Consider the following 19,595-nt stretch of genomic DNA (forward strand, 5'->3'; position numbering starts at 1 on the left):
AGCTTCGTAGGCTTCGACAAGATCGCGCTTTCCACCTTGGCAGACCCGAGATCGTGAAGCAATCCGCCCAGTGCGATCGGCATCAGGTCCTTAACAGGCATATCGACCCACTTGGCTAAATGATATGCAGTCAGGCTAACCATAATGCTATTGTGATGTATATAATCCTGTAGCTGAAAGCCTTTAGGGCTGAAGGTTAAGATTTGATAGGAGTCAATGGACTTGATTAAGCTTTCCAATGCAGTTCGAATCTCGAGTATAGGTAAGCTCTGTCCTCCGGATTCCGCCATACGAAAAATGGTCCGCATCAGCTGCAGCAGCTTGTCGTAGCTCTCATAGAAGGGCACAGCTCCTGTTGGCTGTTCAACAATTTCAACATCCTTCAAATTGGAAGTCTCAACTTCCTGACCTTCCACTTGTACAGACGAGATCAAAAAGGCCTTCAATATTTCTATTTCACGCTCAGTGATGATTTTCCCCTTAGGCAGCAAAACGTTATCGAACTTCGTTAGTACGCTGTCGGCGATCCTCTCACCGCCCTTAAGTTGGGAGACGGGGGTCATAGCCATATCGATTCACCTTACTCTCTGTATGAGCTGATGGAGCTAGCTTAACGTGTACTCAACCGATATTATAAACGAAAAAGAATGGGGATGTAAGTCCCCATTCCTGATACACAGCCTACTCCTCCGTCTCCGGATTAGCTTCTATAGATTCGTCGCCAGCCACACCATCTACTAATAGTGATCCCTGCTCATCCTCGAGCTCTTCTTCCTCATCACTCTTATCTACACGCGCAAGCGTCGATACTTCATCCTCATCCTTAATATGAATGAGACGAACACCTTGCGTATTGCGTCCCATTAACGATATACCGGACATGCTGGTCCGTATAATGGTGCCAAGCGCCGTGATGATCATCAGGTCTTCATTCTCCTGAACAACCTTCAGACCGACGACTGGACCATTCTTCGGTGTAATATGAATTGTCTTAATGCCTTTACCGCCACGGGTCTGCATGCGGTACTCGGACACAGGCGTCCGCTTCCCGTAGCCTTTGCTCGTCACGATAAGGACACTATTGTCCTCTTGCACGACATCCATATCAATGACAATGTCATCGTCGTCCAGCTGAATCCCCTTGACACCTGTAGCGGAACGCCCCATCGCTCTTACATCCTGCTCCGGGAAGTGGATGGACATGCCGAGCTTTGTGCCCATTACGATCGATTGATTGCCATCTGTCAGTCGAACACCGATCAGATCATCGTCCTCGCGAAGCGTTATGGCAATCAAGCCAACCTTGCGAATATTGCTGTAATCATCAAGCGGCGTCTTCTTGACAAGACCGTTCTTCGTCGCGAAGAACAAGTACTTATCCGAATCGAAGCTCTCCACGGGAATGACAGCATTAATCGTCTCGCCTTGCTCGATCTGGATCAAGTTAATGATCGGCGTGCCTCGAGCAGTACGGCTCAAATCCGGAATCTCATACGCCTTCAGACGGTATACCTTACCCTTGTTCGTAAAGAACATCAAATAATGGTGAGAGTTCGTCACGAACAGATGCTCGACGAAATCGTCCGTCTTCGTATCCATGCCGATAACGCCCTTGCCTCCTCGCCGCTGGCTGCGGTACGTCGACACGGGAAGACGCTTAATGTAGCCGGTATGCGAAATCGTAATGACGACTTCGGTTCTCGGAATAAGATCCTCGTCTTCAATGCTCTCTTCGCCGATCGTAATTTCACTACGGCGGTCGTCACCGAAGCGCTCCTTAATCTCATTCAGCTCATTACTAATAATCTCAAGCACGAGTTGTTCATCAGCGAGGATCGCCTTCAGCTCCGCAATGCGCTTCAGAAGCTCAGCATACTCCTCCTCAATCTTCTCACGCTCAAGACCGGTTAAGCGCTGCAGGCGCATATCAAGTATCGCCTGTGCCTGATCATGACTGAGTCCGAAGCGGCTCATGAGACCTTCCCGCGCTTCCTCTGTCGTTCGGGATGCACGAATAAGGGCGATGACTTCGTCAAGGTGATCTAGAGCTATACGTAGACCTTCGAGAATATGCGCACGCGCCTCCGCCTTGCGCAGCTCGAACTCCGTACGGCGACGAATGACGACCTTCTGATGCTCCAAGTAATGGTACAGTATGTCACGCAGGTTCAACACCTTCGGCTCACCATTGACGAGTGCCAGCATGATGATCCCGAAGTTAGACTGCATCGCTGTTTGCTTGTACAAGTTGTTCAATACAACATTCGGATTGACATCTCGGCGCAGCTCAATGACGATGCGCATGCCGTTACGATCCGACTCGTCGCGCAGGTCGGTAATGCCGTCGATCTTCTTCTCGCGGACGAGCTCGGCAATCTTCTCAATCAGTCTCGCCTTAATGACCTGATACGGCAGTTCATATACAATGATGCGCGCCTTATTGCCGGACTCTTCAATGTCGGCCTTCGCACGCATCGTAACCGAACCGCGACCGGTCATATAGGCCTGACGAATACCTTCCCGTCCTAGAATGAAACCGCCAGTCGGGAAGTCCGGTCCTTTAATCGATTGCATGAGCTCGAGTGGCGTTATATCAGGATTCGCAATCAGCTGCTGCACACCGTTAATAACCTCAGTCAAGTTATGAGGTGGAATATTCGTCGCCATCCCTACCGCAATTCCAGACAGACCGTTCACGAGCAGGTTAGGAAAACGTGCAGGCAGCACGGCCGGCTCATGCTCTTCCCCATCATAGTTCGGGACGAAATCAATCGTCTCCTTGTTAATATCGCGGAGCAGCTCCATCGCGATCTTAGACAGTCTGGCCTCGGTATAACGCATCGCTGCAGCCATATCACCGTCAATCGATCCGAAGTTGCCGTGACCGTCTACAAGCATATACCGCAAGGAGAAATCCTGCGCCATCCGCACCATCGTCTCATATACAGCCGAGTCGCCGTGCGGATGATATTTACCGATGACTTCGCCAACGATACGCGCCGATTTCTTATACGGCTTATCCGGCGCCATACCGAGCTCCGACATGGCAAACAGAATGCGCCGGTGAACAGGCTTCAATCCATCGCGTACGTCCGGAAGGGCGCGGCTGACGATAATGCTCATCGCATAATCCATAAAGGATGTCCGCATCTCCGAGCCTATATCGATTTCTTTAATCTGCGAACGTGGTTCTTCCGACATGTCTACCTCCCGCAATCTGAAAGCTATCCAGCTCTATACGTATAATCACGGCCTCATGAAGAAGCCGTATGAGTTAAATATCCAGGTTCTTAACATATTTGGCATGCTGCTGAATGAAATCACGGCGAGGCTCAACGTTATCACCCATGAGCGTATCAAATACGACGTCTGCTTCGATCGCATCCTGGATGCTAACCTGCAGCAGCGTACGGCTCTCGGGATCCATTGTCGTCTCCCACAGCTGGGTCGGATTCATCTCACCAAGACCCTTGTAGCGCTGTACATTCACCTTAACGCCTTCGCCGAACTCCGCCATAATGAGCTCCCGCTGCCGATCGTTATACGCATAGCGGATCGTCTTGTTGCGCTCCAGCTTGTACAGAGGAGGCTGGGCGATGTAGATATAGCCAGCTTCGACAAGCTGCTTCATGTAGCGATAGAAGAACGTAAGCAGCAGCGTTCGAATATGAGCGCCGTCGACATCGGCGTCGGTCATAATAATAATTTTGTGATAGCGCGCCTTCGCAATATCGAAGTCATCGCCGATTCCTGTGCCAAGCGCTGTAATGATCGCCCGAATCTCGGCATTGGACAAAATTTTATCCAATCTCGCCTTCTCGACGTTCAAGATCTTCCCCCGCAGAGGCAGTATCGCCTGAAAGTGACGATCACGTCCCTGCTTGGCGGAGCCACCTGCGGAGTCACCCTCTACGATGTACACCTCACTGATCGAGGCATCCTTCGAGGAGCAGTCCGCGAGCTTGCCCGGCAGTGAGCTCACCTCAAGCGCGCTCTTGCGCCGGGTCAGCTCGCGAGCCTTACGTGCAGCTTCTCTGGCACGCTGCGCCTGCACGCCCTTCTCGATAATTTTCTTCGCAATGGAAGGATTCTCATCGAGGAACTCCTGCAGCTTCTCAGCGAACAGCGACTCGACAATACCCCGCACCTCGCTGTTGCCGAGCTTCGTCTTCGTCTGCCCCTCGAATTGCGGCTCCGGAATCTTAACCGATATAATCGCCGTTAAGCCCTCCCGCACGTCATCGCCGGACAGATTCGCATCATTGTCCTTGATCGCGTGATGCTTGCGGGCATAGTCATTCAATATGCGGGTTAGCGCACTCTTGAAGCCGGACTCGTGCGTACCGCCCTCGCGTGTATTGATGTTGTTGGCGAACGAATAGATGTTCTCACTATAGCTGTCGTTATATTGCAACGCGACCTCAACATGAATATGATCCCTAGCGCCCTCCACGTATATCGGCGGCTGATGAACCGGCTCTCGGTTGCCGTTCAGAAACTCCACGAACGAGATAATACCACCTTCGTACTTGAAGCTTACCGATGCATCTGAGCGCTCGTCGGCCAGCACGATCTCAATGCCGCGATTCAAGAAGGCAAGCTCCCGAATACGCGACTGCAGCGTATCGAAGTCGTATTCGGTCGTCTCGGTGAAAATCTCCTCATCCGGCCAGAACGTCACCTGTGTCCCGCTCTCCGTCGTCTCGCCGATCACCTTCAGATCGTACTGGGGAACGCCGCAGCTGTATTCCTGCTGATGTATCTTGCCCTCGCGCTTCACGGTCACAATCAGCTTCTTCGACAGTGCGTTTACGACCGAGACGCCGACGCCGTGCAGACCACCAGACACCTTGTAGCCTTCGCCGCCGAACTTGCCGCCCGCATGAAGCACGGTAAGCACGACCTCCACAGCCGGACGCTTCATCTTCGAATGCTCGCCTACTGGAATGCCGCGCCCGTTATCAATAACGGTTATGCTGTTGTCTTTGTGAACGATAACTTCAATTTTGTCGCAATGGCCGGCGAGAGCCTCGTCAATACTATTGTCCACGACTTCCCAGACCAGATGGTGCAGGCCTCTCACGCTCGTAGAGCCAATATACATTCCCGGTCTTTTGCGAACCGCTTCCAGACCTTCAAGCACCTGTATCTGACTTTCATCATAGGTTGTACCCGGATTTACCGACATGCAGACACCCACTTTTCCGTGATAAAGAAACTATTATCGCATATAACTATCGTACTCGTCTAAGTCGTCAGCAGCTGATGTGCGCGCTTCTTCAAGGTCATAGAGGAAATAGGTGAATAGTATACCTTCGATTGCGTGACGACGAGCGACTTGCTCTCCTCCTCGCCGATCACTTCCACTTTCTTATCTCTGCTCGCATATGTAACGAACTGCTTTGATATTTTGGAGGACTTCTCAATGGACAGGTCAAAAATAGCGATTAACTCCGATGCGCGGATAATTTTCTCACCGCCTAAATGGATGAACATAGCTTCCCACTCCTTAATCGGCGAAATCGGATCTATATCAAGCCTCCGCTTCGAACATGAAGAACGGAGGTGTTATCCAGCTTGGACACATCTATACTTTCAATGCCGGTCGTCGTGATGAAGGTCTGCACCTTGCGCTGGAACGTGTCAATCAGCTGGGTCTGCCTGTATTGATCCAGCTCCGACAGCACGTCGTCTAGCAGCAATATCGGATATTCGCCCACTTCCTCGCAGATCAGTTCAATTTCGGCTAGCTTAAGCGATAAGGCGGTCGTGCGCTGCTGTCCCTGGGAGCCGAACGTTTGCACTTCCTTCTCGTTGATGAAGAAGCGCAGGTCGTCCCGATGCGGTCCAACGAGCGTGACGCCGCGGCGAAATTCCTGATCCTTTACCTTTGATAACTTTATCATAAATTGGTCGAATAAAACAGCTTCATCTTGACCTTCTGCAGCTGCTAGAGTGCTGTCGTACTCGATTTTTAACAATTCCTGCCCGTTCGTAATACCGGCATGAATTTTTTCTGCCCAGGCTTGCAGCTTTTTTATAAAGCTTTGACGTTTTTTTATAATTTTAATACCAAACTGTACCAATTGTTCGTTCCAAACGTCCAGCATCGCAGCTTGACTCTGTGCCTGGAACATCTGCTTCAAGTAATTGTTGCGCTGCACGAGCACTTTATTATACTGCGACAAGTCGTATAGATAAGACGGCTGTACCTGACCGATCTCCATGTCGAGGAAGCGTCGGCGCACGGCAGGGGAGCCCTTCACGATCTCCAGATCCTCAGGAGCGAACATGACGACATTGAGCGATCCGATGAAATTGCTCAGCTTCCGCTGCTCCAATCCGTTCACCTTTGCGCGCTTGCCTTGCTGGGAGATGGTCAAGTCTAGCTGCAGCGACCCGTACCGCTTGTCGATCTCCGCGTGCAGCCGCGCCGACTTCTCATTCCAGCGGATGAGCTCCTTGTCCTGATTCGTGCGATGTGACTTGGTCAATGCCAGCACGAAGATCGACTCCAGTAGGTTCGTCTTTCCTTGCGCGTTCGGCCCGACGATGATGTTGACCTTGGCATCAGTGCTAAGCTCTAGATGCTCGTAGTTGCGGTAATTCTCGATACTTATTTTTTTTAAATGCAAAATGGCTCCTCCTCAAGTGATTCGGACTACTCCGCTACAACTTGGAATTTGCCGCAGCCTTCCACTTCTACTACGTCCCCGGCGACCAGCTTCTTGCCTCTGCGGTTCTCCGCCTCGCCGTTCACCTTGATGTCTGCTTCCTGAACGAAAAATTTAGCTTGTCCACCTGTGGATATACAGTCAGCCAGCTTCAAAAACTGCCCAAGCGTGATGTACTCCGTACGTATGGCGATCGGCTTCATCGTACTCATCCTCTCTTAGCTCGTCGTGCGATACGGAAGAATGAGCTGAAGGAGGCTTGCATTCTCGTCCGGACGAATAATGATCGGCTGCATCGCGCCGGTAAAGCCAATATGAATATGCTCACTGTCGATGACCTTGAGCGCATCCAGCATATATTTGGAGTTGAACGAGATGCGCAGCATGTCACCAGTCAGCTGCACGGTGTCCAGCTCCTCCGTTACTTTCCCAAGCTCGGTGGAGCTCGATGAGATCTCGATCGAACCGTTGTCGCGCATCGTTAGCTTAACGATATTGCTCTTGTCTTCACGGGACAGCAGATAGGCACGATCAATCGCACTAATCAGCTGGTCCGTATGCACGACGAGCTGCGTCTGATACGACTGCGGAATAAGCTTGGACGTATCCGGATAGGTGCCTTCCAGAATGCGGGTGTAGAACAAGAGGCTGCTCATCTTGAACAGCACCTGGTTGTCGGCAAAAATGACGTCGATCAGCGTGTTTTGATCCGGCAATATTTTGGACAGCTCATTCAGCGTCTTACCGGCTATACATACATTGTTGAGTGTAAAGCTTGCCTCCGTATCAATCGCGGCCTCGCGGCTCGCAAGCCGATGACGATCACAGCCTGTAAACTTAAGCTTACCGTTCTGAACCGTCCACAGTATACCGGTAAGAATAGGCGTTGCTTCGTTCGTTGAGACGGCGAAGGACGTTTGCTTAATCATTTGCTTCAGGACGTCGCTTGGAATCTGGATTCGCTTGCTTTCCTCGATGCCTGGCATGATCGGATACTCTTCGGGATCAAGTCCCATTAATTGAATTTCCGAGGAGCCTGAACGAATAATCGTTTGGAAGTTGTCTTTCACTTCAATTTCGATTTGCTGCGCAGGGAGCTTCCGTGTAATTTCGACAAAGAACTTCGATGGCAGCACAACGCTTCCCGATTGCTTCAGCTCGATGACCTGCAGCTCATTTTTTTCAATCGGAATAAAGCTTTGAATGGAAATATCGGTATCGCTTGCTGTCAATGTCATTCCGCTTGAATCTACATCTATTTTGATTCCTGTCAGGATTGGAACAGTCGTTTTGTTCGATATCGCCTTCGATACATGCTGAATCGATTCATTCAAAAACTCTTTAAGCACGGATAGTTTCATAATGTCACTCCTACAGGTCTAGATTGAGCCGGAACGGCATATGCTTATATATTATAGTCTTTTTTTTTATTAGTAATAGTAGTAGGGGCAGTGGATATGTGGATATGTGGGCAAACCGCGCAAAAACAAAGCCTATCCACATGTGAATAGTTTGTGCATAGGCTTCATTTTATTCAACTTATAAGAGAATGCCAAATCGGACGTTGGAAACGGTGCTTATCCGGTCACATTCTTAATTTTTTCGATCAAGTTTTGCGTAATCTTATACAGCTCTTGGTCAGTCTTCAACGCCTCCGAAATTTTCTCGTGGGCGTGAATAACGGTCGTATGATCGCGGCCGCCGAACGCCTCCCCGATCTTAGGCAGTGAGAAGTCCGTCATCTCTCGGGCCAAGTACATCGCAATCTGCCGCGGATACGCGACCGACTTCGTACGCTTGCGCGCCTTGAAATCCTCAATCTTCAATCCGAAGAACTCTCCGACCTTCTGCTGAATATCTTGAATCGTAATGACTCGCGGGCGGCTGCTCGGAATAATATCCTTCAGCGCTTCTGCAGCCAGATGAGATGAGATGTCCTTGTTAATAAGTGAGGAGTAGGCGACGACTCGGATAAGCGCACCCTCCAGCTCACGGATGTTCGTATCGATCTGATTCGCGATATACACCATCGCTTCATTCGGAATATCCAGATTTTCAGCCCTAGCCTTCTTGCGCAGAATGGCGATTCGCGTCTCAAGGTCCGGCGGCTGAATATCGGTAATAAGCCCCCACTCGAACCTGGAGCGCAGACGCTCCTCGAGTGTCGGAATTTCCTTAGGCGGACGGTCGCTTGATATGATGATCTGTTTCCGCTCCTCGTGCAGGGCGTTGAACGTGTGGAAAAATTCCTCCTGCGTTTGTTCTTTTCCCGCGAGAAACTGAATATCGTCTATAAGCAGAACATCGATGTTCCGGTATTTGTTGCGGAAGCTCTCGCCTCGGTTGTCGCGGATCGCATTGATGAATTCATTCGTGAATTTCTCGGACGAGATGTACATGACGCGTGCTTGCGGATTCGTATCGAGCACGTAATGCCCGATCGCGTGCATTAGATGCGTCTTGCCGAGTCCGACGCCGCCGTATAGAAACAACGGATTATATGCCTTGGCAGGCGCCTCAGCGACTGCGAGCGAGGCTGCGTGTGCGAACCGATTGCCCGAACCGATGACGAACGTATCAAATGTATACTTCGAGTTCATCATATGAGAGAAGGTCTCTTCCGCTGGAGCTGGCTTACCCTTCGCAGGCACTGGCATAGCGGCAGCCAGCGTATCATCAGCTTGCGCTTCTTCGTCGGTCTCGATAATAAATTTCACATCAAGATGCTTGTTCGCATAGTCAAAGATCGCTTCTTTAATATGCTTGGTGTAACGGTTCTCTAGCCAGTCACGAGCAAAATTGTTCGGGGCACAGATGACGACGGTCGAATCGTTAAAGACGACTGCCCTTGTGGAGATCAGCCACGTTTCGTAACTAGGTTTGCTCACCCTTTTTTGCAATATGGAAAGGACTTGCTGCCATTGTTCGTTAGGATGGCTTTCCACAATCTATTCACTCCTTCAATGAGGTACCAATAAGGCTAAGCTGCGGCTGCTGTTGAAATTATAAGAAACATGTCGAACCTATCCACATTATGCAGAACTGTGCCCGATCAATTATACATAGGCCGTGTAAATTGTTCACAAAGTTGTCCACAGCCTGTTGATAACCCTGTTAGTAAAAATACGTATCCACAACGGAAAACATATTCATGATAACAAAAAAGACCTGCGTCCGCAATGAAATGTTTAGGCTTATCCACAAACCCCATAGCTTGTGTACAAAAGTTATCAACAGCACAAGATATTGTTTATAGCTTGTTTACAATTCGACAATTTGGGGATTTGTGCGGTTTTTTTTATTCACAGGGGGGTAACTCTGTTTCGATGGGCAAGCCTGTGCATAACTTTAACCCGGTGACCGCATTGACATTTGAGCTGGAAAGTGATTTAATATTGAAAGGTATTTTTGCGGGATTGAATGACGATCCTGGCTTGAGGAGGTGCACGATCCAATGAGACCTACATTTAAACCAAATGTAAGAAAGCGCAAGAAAGTTCACGGCTTCCGTAAAAGAATGAGCACGGCGAACGGACGTAAAGTACTTGCTGCCCGCCGTCTAAAAGGTAGAAAAGTTATCAGCGCATAAGACGAAAGACCACTTTCAGGTGGTCTTTTTTGCTGTATTGGGATGCTCGAGCGGTTAATTTAGATGAAATTGGCGTACGATGAGGATAGACTGCGCGGCCAGTCGTCTGATGATAAATGGAGAGATGGTCGATGTCGATGGAGAAAAAAAATCGCTTAACGAAACGGGAGTACTTCGACAAGGTATACAAGCACGGCAAATCTTCGGCCAACCATCAATTCGTACTATATTATAAGGTACAGCCTTCCCAGTTGACCTTCAGGTTCGGTGTATCCGTGAGCAAGAAGATCGGTAACGCCGTCGTGCGCAATCGGATCCGAAGGCAGCTGAAGGAGATCGTAAGGCTGAACGCAAGCCGATTGCCGTCCGGGTACGATCTGATTCTGATCGCCCGCAAGCCGGTGCTGGAGATGAACTATCACGAGATGGAGAAGAGTGTATTCCACGTGTTGAAAAGAGCTTCGCTGCTGCGGCGCAAGGAAGAGCCGAAAACGGCGGATTAGTTTCTTTGTGCCCGGAACTGTGATATAGTTTATTATTGGAAAAGCTGAATCTGGGAGGATGTTCTTTTGACACGTCGACTATTGAAATATATGCCTCTGGCGGCATTGCTGTTGCTTGCAGGCTGCAGCACGGAGATCTCTCCGATTGACCGCGAGAACAGCGTATGGGACAAGTACTTCGTAGGTCCGCTGTCGGATGCGCTGGATTGGTTTGCGGATTTGACTGGAGGGCAATACGGCTTATCCATTCTTATTGTAACGATTATTATTCGCCTCGTTATATTGCCGCTTACGTTGAAGCAGTACAAGAGCTCGAAGCGGATGCAAGAGGTTCAGCCTGAGCTGAAGAAGCTGCAGACGAAATATAAGGACGATCCGAAGAAGGTACAGGAAGAGACGATGAAGCTGTTCCAGAAGGAAGGCGTGAACCCGCTTGCCGGCTGCTTGCCGATTCTGGTCCAGATGCCGATTCTGATCGCACTATATAACGCCATCATGCGTAATGAGCATATTGGAGAGCATACGTTCCTCTGGATGCAGCTTGGCGAGAAGGACCCTTATTATGTATTGCCGCTGCTGGCGGCGTTGACGACATATATACAGCAGAAGATGATGGCTCATCAGATGACGCCTCAGATGCAGAGCCTGATGATTATATTCCCGGTACTGATCTTCGTCATGGCGATGAATTTTGCAGCGGCGCTTCCTCTGTACTGGGTATTCAGTAATATTTTCACCGTAGTGCAAACTTATTTTATATACGGCAAGCCGAAGCCGGCAGTAGCAGCAGCAGAACCAGCGAAGCTGAAGTCAAGCTCAGGCGGATCTAAAAAATAAGGGTGGCCGGATGAGATGAAAAAAATCGTGGTAACGGGTAAGACGGTCGAGGCTGCAATCCGCAGCGGACTGGAGCAGCTCGGTACAACCGAAGATCGGGTCAAGACTCAAGTGCTGGAGCAGTCTGCCAAGGGACTGTTCGGATTATTCGGCACGCGCCCTGCAAAGGTGGAGCTTGAGCTGCTACCCGATGCCATGGAAGAAGCGGTTGCCTTCTTGAAGGACGTGCTCCGTACAATGGAGCTGCATGACGTTCGGATTGAACAGAAGAAGGATCGTGACGGCTATGAGCTGCATCTGTACGGTGCTGAGATCGGCATGCTGATCGGCCGCAGGGGGCAGACGCTTGATGCGCTGCAATATTTGGTCAATATCGTGGCGAATCGATATGCGGATCATCATCTGCGTATCGTGCTCGATGCGGAGCAGTTTCGCTTGCGGCGTAAGAAGACGCTTCAGGAGCTGGCTGATCGACTGGCCGAGCGGGTCATTCGAACGGGGAAGGAAGTTGTTCTCGAGCCTATGCCTTCCCAGGAGCGGAAGATCATTCATGCACAGCTGCAGAAGCATACGAATGTGCGTACGTTTAGTCGGGGAGACGAGCCGAATCGTCGGGTCGTTATCGTTTCACGGTGAGATGAGTCAGGTGATAATGAGATGAGCTGCAATGATGTCATGCTTGAATGGCCTCATTGCTTTTTCTTTTGGGACGATGAAATAAGATTACACGGTATGAGGAATGAGGTGCAGGCAGATGATACAAGACACCATAGCAGCGATTGCGACGCCTCTAGGCGAGGGGGGCATTGCCGTTATTCGTGTGAGCGGCGACGATGCCGTTGCGGTGAGTGACCGTGTCTACAAGGGCAGGCTGAAGCTGACGGATGCGCCTACTCATACGGTCCAGTACGGTTACATCTATGATCCGGGCACGAATGCACGCATTGAAGAGGTGCTCGTTACGATTATGAGGGCGCCGCGCTCCTTCACGAAGGAGGACGTCGTAGAGATTAGCTGTCACGGCGGCTTCGTCTCAGTCCGTAAGGTGCTGGAGCTGGTGCTCGAGCATGGTGCCAGACTCGCGGAGCCGGGAGAATTCACGAAGCGGGCCTTCTTGAACGGACGAATCGATTTATCCCAGGCCGAGGCGGTCATTGACCTTATTCGGGCCAAGTCGGACCGGGCGTTCCGCATCGCCTACAAGCAGTCGGAGGGACGACTATCGAAGCAAATCCAAGCACTGCGTCATCAGCTGGTGGAGACGATGGCTCATATCGAGGTGAACATTGATTATCCGGAGCATGATGTGGAGGAGCTGACGAACTCGTTCATCAAGACGAAATGCGGTGCGGCAATCGAGGAGATCGATCAGCTGCTGACGACAGCCGGGCAAGGTAAAATATTGCGTGAAGGACTCGTCACCGCCATCATCGGACGACCGAACGTCGGGAAGTCTTCGCTTATGAATACGCTTGCCCAAGAGGAGCGGGCGATTGTTACCGATATTGAAGGAACGACGCGAGACGTTGTCGAGGAATATGTGCAGGTGAACGGTATTCCGCTGAAGCTTCTGGATACGGCTGGTATACGGGAGACGGCGGATCTCGTCGAGAAAATAGGAGTGGAGAAGTCGCGGCAAGCTCTATCCGAGGCAGACCTGATTTTACTTGTATTCAACGGAGCAGAGTCGCTGACGGATGATGAGCGTCAGATGATTCAGGAGCTGTCGGGCAGACAAGTGATTGCAATCATCAACAAGGTCGACCTGGAGCAGCGACTCGAGGAAGATGTTCTCGTAGAAGCGTTCGGAGAGGAGCGGGTCGTGCGTCTGTCTATTGTGAAGCAGCAAGGCATCGCGGACCTCGAGAAGGCTGTTGCTGCGCTGTTCTTCAGCGGACAGGTAGAGTCGAGCGACTTGACGTATGTGAGCAATGCACGGCATATTCATCTGCTGAAGCAGGCAAGAGCTGCGCTACAGGAGGCATATAGTGCGACGGAGGCATTCGTGCCGATTGATATGATTCAGATCGACATTCGGAATGCGTGGGAGCACTTGGGTGAGATTATCGGCGATTCGGTGAGCGAATCGTTGATTGACACCATTTTCAGCCAATTCTGCTTAGGGAAATAAACATCGATAGGAGGCACTACGTAATGGGATATGATGCGGGACAATTTGATGTCATTGTCGTTGGAGCCGGTCATGCTGGCTGTGAAGCGGCACTGGCTGCGGCACGGATGGGCTGTGAGACGCTGCTGCTTACGATCAATCTCGATATGGTGGCATTCATGCCGTGCAATCCATCCATCGGCGGACCGGCCAAGGGTCACGTCGTTCGGGAGATTGACGCGCTGGGCGGCGAGATGGGGCGTAACATAGATAAAACGTATATTCAGATGCGGATGCTCAATACGGGCAAGGGCCCGGCTGTGCATGCGCTGCGTGCGCAGGCGGATAAATTTCTGTACCAGCATAAGATGAAGGAAACGATTGAGCAGACAGACCATCTGACGCTACGTCAAGGTCTTGTGGAGTCGCTCGTCGTGGAGGATGGCGTCTGCAAGGGCGTTGTGACGAAGACGGGGGCGACGTATTCCGCGAAGGCAGTCGTCGTGACGACCGGTACGTACTTGCGCGGCAAAATTATTATGGGCGAGCTGATGTATGAGTCGGGGCCGAACAATCAGCAGCCAGCGGTTAAGCTGTCGGAGGATCTTCGCAAGCATGGGCTGGAGCTCGTACGCTTCAAGACCGGGACGCCTCCGCGGGTGCATGAGGATACGATTGATTTCAGCAAAACGTCGATTCAGCCTGGCGATGAGAAGCCGAAATTTTTCTCCTACGAGACGAAGGAAGAAATTCCGAACCAGCTCCCATGCTGGCTCACGTATACGTCGGAAGCGACGCATCAGATCATTAACGATAACCTGCATCGGGCACCGATGTTCTCAGGGGCTATTGAGGGTACGGGTCCGCGCTACTGTCCATCGATCGAGGATAAAATTGTACGCTTCAGCGACAAGCCGAAGCATCAAATTTTTCTCGAGCCGGAAGGTCGATATACGAAGGAGTATTATGTTCAGGGCTTGTCGACGAGCATGCCGGAGGACGTTCAGCTGAGCATTCTGCGTTCGATTCCAGGACTTGAGAAGGTCGAGATGATGCGGACCGGCTATGCAATCGAGTACGATGCGGTCGTGCCGACTCAGCTGCTGCCGTCGCTGGAGACGAAGGTGGTCTCTGGCTTGTTCACAGCGGGTCAAATTAATGGAACATCCGGCTATGAGGAGGCTGCTGGTCAAGGCGTGATGGCGGGCATCAATGCGGCCAGGAAGGCGCAAGGGAAGGAGCCGGTCATTCTGGATCGCTCGGAGGCTTACATCGGTGTGTTGATCGATGACCTGGTGACCAAGGGCACGAATGAGCCATACCGATTGCTCACCTCACGTGCCGAGTACCGACTACTGCTACGTCACGATAACGCAGATCTTCGCTTGACGAAGATCGGTCATGAGATCGGCTTGATTACAGATGAGCGCTATGAGCTGTTCCAGAAGAAGCTTCGTATTGTTGATCAGGAGCTGGAGCGCTTGAAGAGCACGAAGGTGAAGCCGGTTGAGGTGCAGGAGCTGCTGCAGTCGCTAGGCAGTGCGGAGCTGGTCAATTCCGTTGATCTGCTGACGCTGCTGCGTCGTCCTGAGATTACGCTCGAGCATCTTCACAGCTTGTCGCCATCACCTTATGAGATGACCGAGGACATGAAGGAGCAGGTCGAGATTCAAGTGAAGTACAGCGGCTATATTGAGAAGCAGCTGGCTCAGGTGGATCGGATGCGTAAGATGGAGAAGAAACGAATTCCTGACGATATTCGGTATGAGGAGATTCATGGGATCGCAACCGAAGCGAAGCAAAAGCTTGCGAAGATTCGCCCGGTCTCGATTGGGCAAGCTTCTCGTATTTCTGGCGTAACTCCAGCTGATATTTCGATTCTTCTTGTTCATCTAGAGCATTATAACAAAGTCGTGGCGGCGAGAGGACAATAATGGATAAGGTGCATGCTGCGTTTATAGAGCTGTTAGCGGTTAAAGGGATAACGCTTTCGGATCGACAGCTGGAGCAATTCGAGCATTATTATCGAGAATTGGTCGACTGGAACGAACGAATGAATTTGACAGGTATTACAGAGAGGGAGCAGGTGTACATCAAGCACTTCTATGACTCTCTCTCTGTAAGCTTTTTTGTACCGATGGGAGATGTTCGGACGATCGCCGATATTGGCTCCGGGGCTGGATTCCCGAGTATTCCGCTCAAGATAGCTTTTCCACATTTGCAGGTAACAATTGTTGATTCTCTGAATAAGCGAATTCAATTTCTTAATCATGTTGTGACGACGTTGAAGCTGTCTGATGTGAAGCTGATTCATGGCCGAGCTGAAGATACTTCGCGACTGCCGGAGCATCGCGATCAGTACGATGTCGTCACGGCAAGAGCGGTCGCGAGATTAGCTGTTCTGAATGAATTTTGTTTACCGTTCGTTCGGACCTCTGGTGTATTCGTGGCAATGAAGGGGAATGAGATTGGAGACGAGCTGGCTGAGGCTCAATATAGCTTGAAGGAGCTAAAGGGTCAATGGATGTCAACTCATCCGTTCGAGCTACCTGTGGAGCATTCGGTTAGACATATTGTTACAATAAAGAAAGTTGCTGCTACCCCGAAGAAATATCCAAGGAAAGCAGGAACACCTATTAAAGATCCACTTATAATCTCATCATAGTTCCACGTGGAACATTGTAACAGGTTTTTTAGAGGATTATCCAACAAAGTTCATAATTAATATAGCAGGATTTTGCTTTATGGTTGGAGAATAATAGAGTAAGAGCATATACTTTTCACTTTTTGTTGAAAAAGATCGGGTGATAATCGTTATGAAGGAACAAATCTCGAAGTTGTTTGGTTTTAACGAAAAAACATCAGCGGATGAAGTGAAGAATGTTCCTGTTGACAGCATCATCCCAAGCCCTTATCAGCCTCGGACGATCTTTGACGATGACCGCATCGAAGAGTTATGCCAAACGATCAAAACACATGGCGTCATCCAGCCGATTGTTGTAAGGGTACGGAACAACAAGTTCGAGTTGATCGCAGGGGAGCGGCGCTGGCGCGCGGTTACGAAGCTGGGACTGGATACGATCCCGGCTATTATTCGCGAATTCAACGATGCTCAAGCTGCCTCGATAGCTTTGATCGAAAATTTGCAGCGAGAAGGCCTAACGGCGATCGAGGAAGCAATTGCTTATCAGCAACTCATTGATCTGCATCAGCTTACGCAAGAAAGTCTTGCACAGCGTCTAGGCAAAAGCCAATCGACAATAGCCAATAAAATTCGCTTGCTGCATCTGAGCGAACCTGTCAAACTTGCATTGATGGAGCGGAAAATCTCCGAGCGTCACGCGAGAGCGCTACTTGCGTTCGAGCATGAAGAGCAGCAGGTAAAGCTCCTTGAAGAGATTATTTCCAAGGATCTAAACGTGAAGCAGACAGAGGCTAAGATCGCCTTTCTGAAAGAAGCCGACAAGGTCGCCAAAAGTAAGGCGAAGCGTGTTTCTTACTCGAAGGATGTTAGGCTTGCATTGAATACGATCCGACAATCTGTAGATATGGTAACCTCTTCGGGGCTTCCAATTAATACGGAAGAGAACGATCGCGACGATCATTATGAGATTGTAATTCGGATTCCAAAACGCTAAAATAGAAAAGTAGAGCTAGTGCATTAAGGCCTCTTCCGGAGGCTTTTCTTTTCTTTTCAAGCAAGCAGTAAGCTCTGACCAGTCATTGGCGAGTTGTTCGTTGCTCTCCAATGATATTTTTTATTAAGGCTCGGAAACGTTATTCCAGGAGAGCGATGCTGCCGCAAGAGCGGCGCAGATAAGAGTAGAATAATCGAAGAAGGCCCTCAATTTGGCTGCGCCAAATTCGAGGCTTGCCATAACAGTTCCGAGATGACTCGGAACTGTTATTCCAGGAGAGCGATGCTGCCGCAAGAGCGGCGCAGATAAGAGTAGAATAATCGAAGAAGGCCCTCAATTTGGCTGCGCCAAATTCGAGGCTTGCCATAATAGTTCCGAGATGACTCGGAACTGTTATTCCAGGAGAGCGATGCTGCCGCAAGAGCGGCGCAGAAAAGAGTAGAATAATCGAAGAAGGCCCTCAATTTGGCTGCGCCAAATTCGAGGCTTGCCATAACGTTTCCGAGACGACTCGGAAACGTTATTCCAGGAGAGGTGAATAATTTGTGTAAAACAATTGCCATAACGAATCAAAAGGGTGGAGTTGGTAAAACGACAACTTCCGTTAATCTTGGTGCGTCGTTGGCATCGCTCGGGAAAAAAGTGCTGCTCGTCGATATTGATCCGCAAGGCAATACGACAAGTGGTATTGGAGTCAATAAGGCGGACGTTCAGTATTGTATATACGACGTCCTCATCAATGATATTCATCCGAAGGATGCCATGTGCGACACAGCGCTTGATAATTTGAAGATCATTCCAGCTACAATTCAACTAGCAGGAGCAGAGATTGAGCTTGTACCGACGATCTCCAGAGAGGTTCGCTTGAAGCGCTCGTTGCAGCTCGTTAAGCATCAGTTTGATTATATTCTAATCGATTGCCCTCCATCTCTTGGAATTTTGACTGTGAATTCCTTGACGGCCGCTGATTCCGTCATTATTCCTATTCAGTGCGAATACTATGCGCTGGAAGGATTGAGTCAGCTGCTTAACACGGTGCGTCTTGTTCAGAAGCATCTAAATATGAACCTTCAAATTGAAGGCGTATTGCTGACTATGTTTGATGCACGTACAAATTTAGGTATGCAGGTTATTGAAGAAGTAAAGAAGTATTTCCAGCAGAAGGTATATCAGACGATCATTCCACGTAATGTGCGTTTAAGCGAAGCTCCGAGTCATGGGCAGTCGATTATTACGTACGATCCGAGATCCAAGGGAGCCGAGGTTTATTTGGAGCTTGCGAAGGAAGTGATTGCGATTTGAGTAAGAAGGTCGGTTTAGGAAAAGGGCTGGATGCGCTGTTGCCTGCATTGAGCATTAATGATGACGATAAGGTTGTAGAGATTCCGCTTTCGCAGCTACGTGCTAATCCGTATCAACCACGCAGACACTTTAATGATGAGACGATTCAGGAGCTTGCCGACTCGATTAAAGAGCACGGTGTTATTCAGCCGATTATCGTTCGTACCGTACTGAAGGGCTATGAGATCATCGCCGGTGAACGTCGATATCGGGCTTCACAGCTATGTGGTATGGCAACCATAGCTGCCGTTATTAAGAAGTTTACCGATCAGCAGGTTATGGAAATTGCACTTATTGAAAACGTACAACGTGAAGACTTGAATGCGATGGAGATAGCGATTGCTTATCAGGCACTTGTTGATCAATTTTCTCTGACACAAGAGGAGCTGTCGGTTAAGGTAGGTAAGAGTCGCTCGCATATCGCTAACTTCTTAAGGCTGCTACAGCTTCCAGAAGAAGTAAAGGAATATGTTTCACGTGGAACATTAACGATGGGCCATGCGAAGGCGATTGTAGGCTTGAAGGATAAGAAGCTTATTAAAGCACTAGCGGATACGGCCATTAAAGAGCAGTGGAGCGTTCGTGATCTTGAGGAAGAGGTCAAGCGTCTTGAAGAAAATTCGGATGCTAAGAAAACGAAAGCTAAACCGAAGCGCAAGGATCCGTACATTGACGAGCTTGAGGAGAACCTGAGAGAGATGTTCCGCACAACGGTGAAAATCAAGCACAACAATAATAAAGGTAAGATTGAGTTGTTATATTATTCGAGTGATGACTTGAATCGTTTGTTAGAGCTGCTTCAAGGTAAATCCTCATAGTGAGCTGTTTATGTATAGCATACCCAGATCATGCCTGATTGATTCAGGGTGAGCTTGGTATGCTATATTTATGTAAGTGAAACAT

The 19,595-nt window shown here is 49.8% G+C and carries 18 protein-coding genes (1 of these 18 cut by a window edge); 10 read left to right on the forward strand and 8 right to left on the reverse strand.

What is annotated here, in order from left to right:
• From PAE68_RS01110 to dnaA, 8 genes are all read right to left on the reverse strand, one after another.
• Positions 1-569, reverse strand: partial view of an HD-GYP domain-containing protein gene (locus PAE68_RS01110; protein WP_281883250.1) — the 5' portion only. 502 nt of this gene lie to the left of the window's left edge; the window shows 569 of its 1,071 coding nt (coding positions 1-569); it begins with the start codon at positions 567-569; its stop codon lies off the left edge, out of view.
• 112 nt (positions 570-681) lie between these two features.
• Positions 682-3,201: a DNA gyrase subunit A gene (gyrA, locus tag PAE68_RS01115; protein WP_281883252.1), complete on the reverse strand. Its 2,520-nt coding sequence runs from the start codon at positions 3,199-3,201 to the stop codon at positions 682-684.
• Positions 3,202-3,274: 73 nt separating this feature from the next.
• Positions 3,275-5,188: a DNA topoisomerase (ATP-hydrolyzing) subunit B gene (gyrB, locus tag PAE68_RS01120; RefSeq protein WP_281883254.1), complete on the reverse strand. Its 1,914-nt coding sequence runs from the start codon at positions 5,186-5,188 to the stop codon at positions 3,275-3,277.
• A 59-nt stretch (positions 5,189-5,247) separates the two neighbouring features.
• Positions 5,248-5,496, reverse strand: a complete 249-nt coding sequence (gene remB, locus PAE68_RS01125; protein ID WP_281883256.1) for an extracellular matrix regulator RemB — start codon at positions 5,494-5,496, stop codon at positions 5,248-5,250.
• 32 nt (positions 5,497-5,528) lie between these two features.
• Positions 5,529-6,635, reverse strand: a complete 1,107-nt coding sequence (recF, locus tag PAE68_RS01130; protein ID WP_281883258.1) for a DNA replication/repair protein RecF — start codon at positions 6,633-6,635, stop codon at positions 5,529-5,531.
• Positions 6,636-6,661: 26 nt separating this feature from the next.
• A complete protein-coding gene (gene yaaA / locus PAE68_RS01135; RefSeq protein WP_281890838.1) occupies positions 6,662-6,877 on the reverse strand; it encodes a S4 domain-containing protein YaaA in 216 nt (71 codons plus the stop codon).
• A 15-nt stretch (positions 6,878-6,892) separates the two neighbouring features.
• Positions 6,893-8,035, reverse strand: a complete 1,143-nt coding sequence (gene dnaN, locus PAE68_RS01140) for a DNA polymerase III subunit beta (protein WP_281883260.1) — start codon at positions 8,033-8,035, stop codon at positions 6,893-6,895.
• Positions 8,036-8,251: 216 nt separating this feature from the next.
• On the reverse strand, positions 8,252-9,619 hold the full coding sequence (gene dnaA, locus PAE68_RS01145) for a chromosomal replication initiator protein DnaA (protein WP_281883263.1): 1,368 nt from the start codon (positions 9,617-9,619) through the stop codon (positions 8,252-8,254).
• Between the two features lie 509 nt (positions 9,620-10,128).
• Between dnaA and rpmH the strand changes: the two genes are divergently transcribed.
• The 10 genes from rpmH (at position 10,129) to PAE68_RS01195 (ending at position 19,510) form a co-directional block, all read left to right on the forward strand.
• Positions 10,129-10,263, forward strand: coding sequence for a 50S ribosomal protein L34 (gene rpmH / locus PAE68_RS01150; protein ID WP_281883265.1), 135 nt, complete (start codon positions 10,129-10,131; stop codon positions 10,261-10,263).
• Positions 10,264-10,400: 137 nt separating this feature from the next.
• A complete protein-coding gene (gene rnpA, locus PAE68_RS01155; RefSeq protein ID WP_281890839.1) occupies positions 10,401-10,766 on the forward strand; it encodes a ribonuclease P protein component in 366 nt (121 codons plus the stop codon).
• 66 nt (positions 10,767-10,832) lie between these two features.
• Positions 10,833-11,603 (forward strand): YidC/Oxa1 family membrane protein insertase, encoded by a 771-nt coding sequence (locus tag PAE68_RS01160; protein WP_281883267.1) that lies wholly within the window; start codon positions 10,833-10,835, stop codon positions 11,601-11,603.
• Positions 11,604-11,618: 15 nt separating this feature from the next.
• Complete coding sequence (gene jag, locus PAE68_RS01165) at positions 11,619-12,239, forward strand: RNA-binding cell elongation regulator Jag/EloR (protein WP_281883269.1); 621 nt, start codon at positions 11,619-11,621, stop codon at positions 12,237-12,239.
• A 118-nt stretch (positions 12,240-12,357) separates the two neighbouring features.
• Positions 12,358-13,734: a tRNA uridine-5-carboxymethylaminomethyl(34) synthesis GTPase MnmE gene (mnmE, locus tag PAE68_RS01170; protein ID WP_281883271.1), complete on the forward strand. Its 1,377-nt coding sequence runs from the start codon at positions 12,358-12,360 to the stop codon at positions 13,732-13,734.
• 23 nt (positions 13,735-13,757) lie between these two features.
• Positions 13,758-15,647 (forward strand): tRNA uridine-5-carboxymethylaminomethyl(34) synthesis enzyme MnmG, encoded by a 1,890-nt coding sequence (gene mnmG / locus PAE68_RS01175; protein ID WP_281883273.1) that lies wholly within the window; start codon positions 13,758-13,760, stop codon positions 15,645-15,647.
• Entirely contained in the window at positions 15,647-16,378 is a 732-nt protein-coding gene (rsmG, locus tag PAE68_RS01180; RefSeq protein ID WP_281883275.1) for a 16S rRNA (guanine(527)-N(7))-methyltransferase RsmG, read from the forward strand. The genes mnmG and rsmG overlap by 1 nt, the downstream gene beginning before the upstream one ends.
• A 151-nt stretch (positions 16,379-16,529) precedes the next feature.
• Positions 16,530-17,351 (forward strand): nucleoid occlusion protein, encoded by an 822-nt coding sequence (gene noc, locus PAE68_RS01185; RefSeq protein ID WP_281883277.1) that lies wholly within the window; start codon positions 16,530-16,532, stop codon positions 17,349-17,351.
• Positions 17,352-17,894: 543 nt separating this feature from the next.
• On the forward strand, positions 17,895-18,653 hold the full coding sequence (locus tag PAE68_RS01190; RefSeq protein ID WP_281883278.1) for a ParA family protein: 759 nt from the start codon (positions 17,895-17,897) through the stop codon (positions 18,651-18,653).
• Positions 18,650-19,510 carry a ParB/RepB/Spo0J family partition protein gene (locus PAE68_RS01195; RefSeq protein WP_281883279.1) on the forward strand — a complete coding sequence of 287 codons (861 nt, stop codon included), beginning with the start codon at positions 18,650-18,652 and terminating at the stop codon, positions 19,508-19,510. Before PAE68_RS01190 ends, PAE68_RS01195 begins: the two co-directional genes overlap by 4 nt.
• Positions 19,511-19,595 lie beyond the last annotated feature (85 nt).

Source organism: Paenibacillus sp. YYML68 (assembly GCF_027923405.1).
GTDB lineage: Bacteria > Bacillota > Bacilli > Paenibacillales > NBRC-103111 > Paenibacillus_G.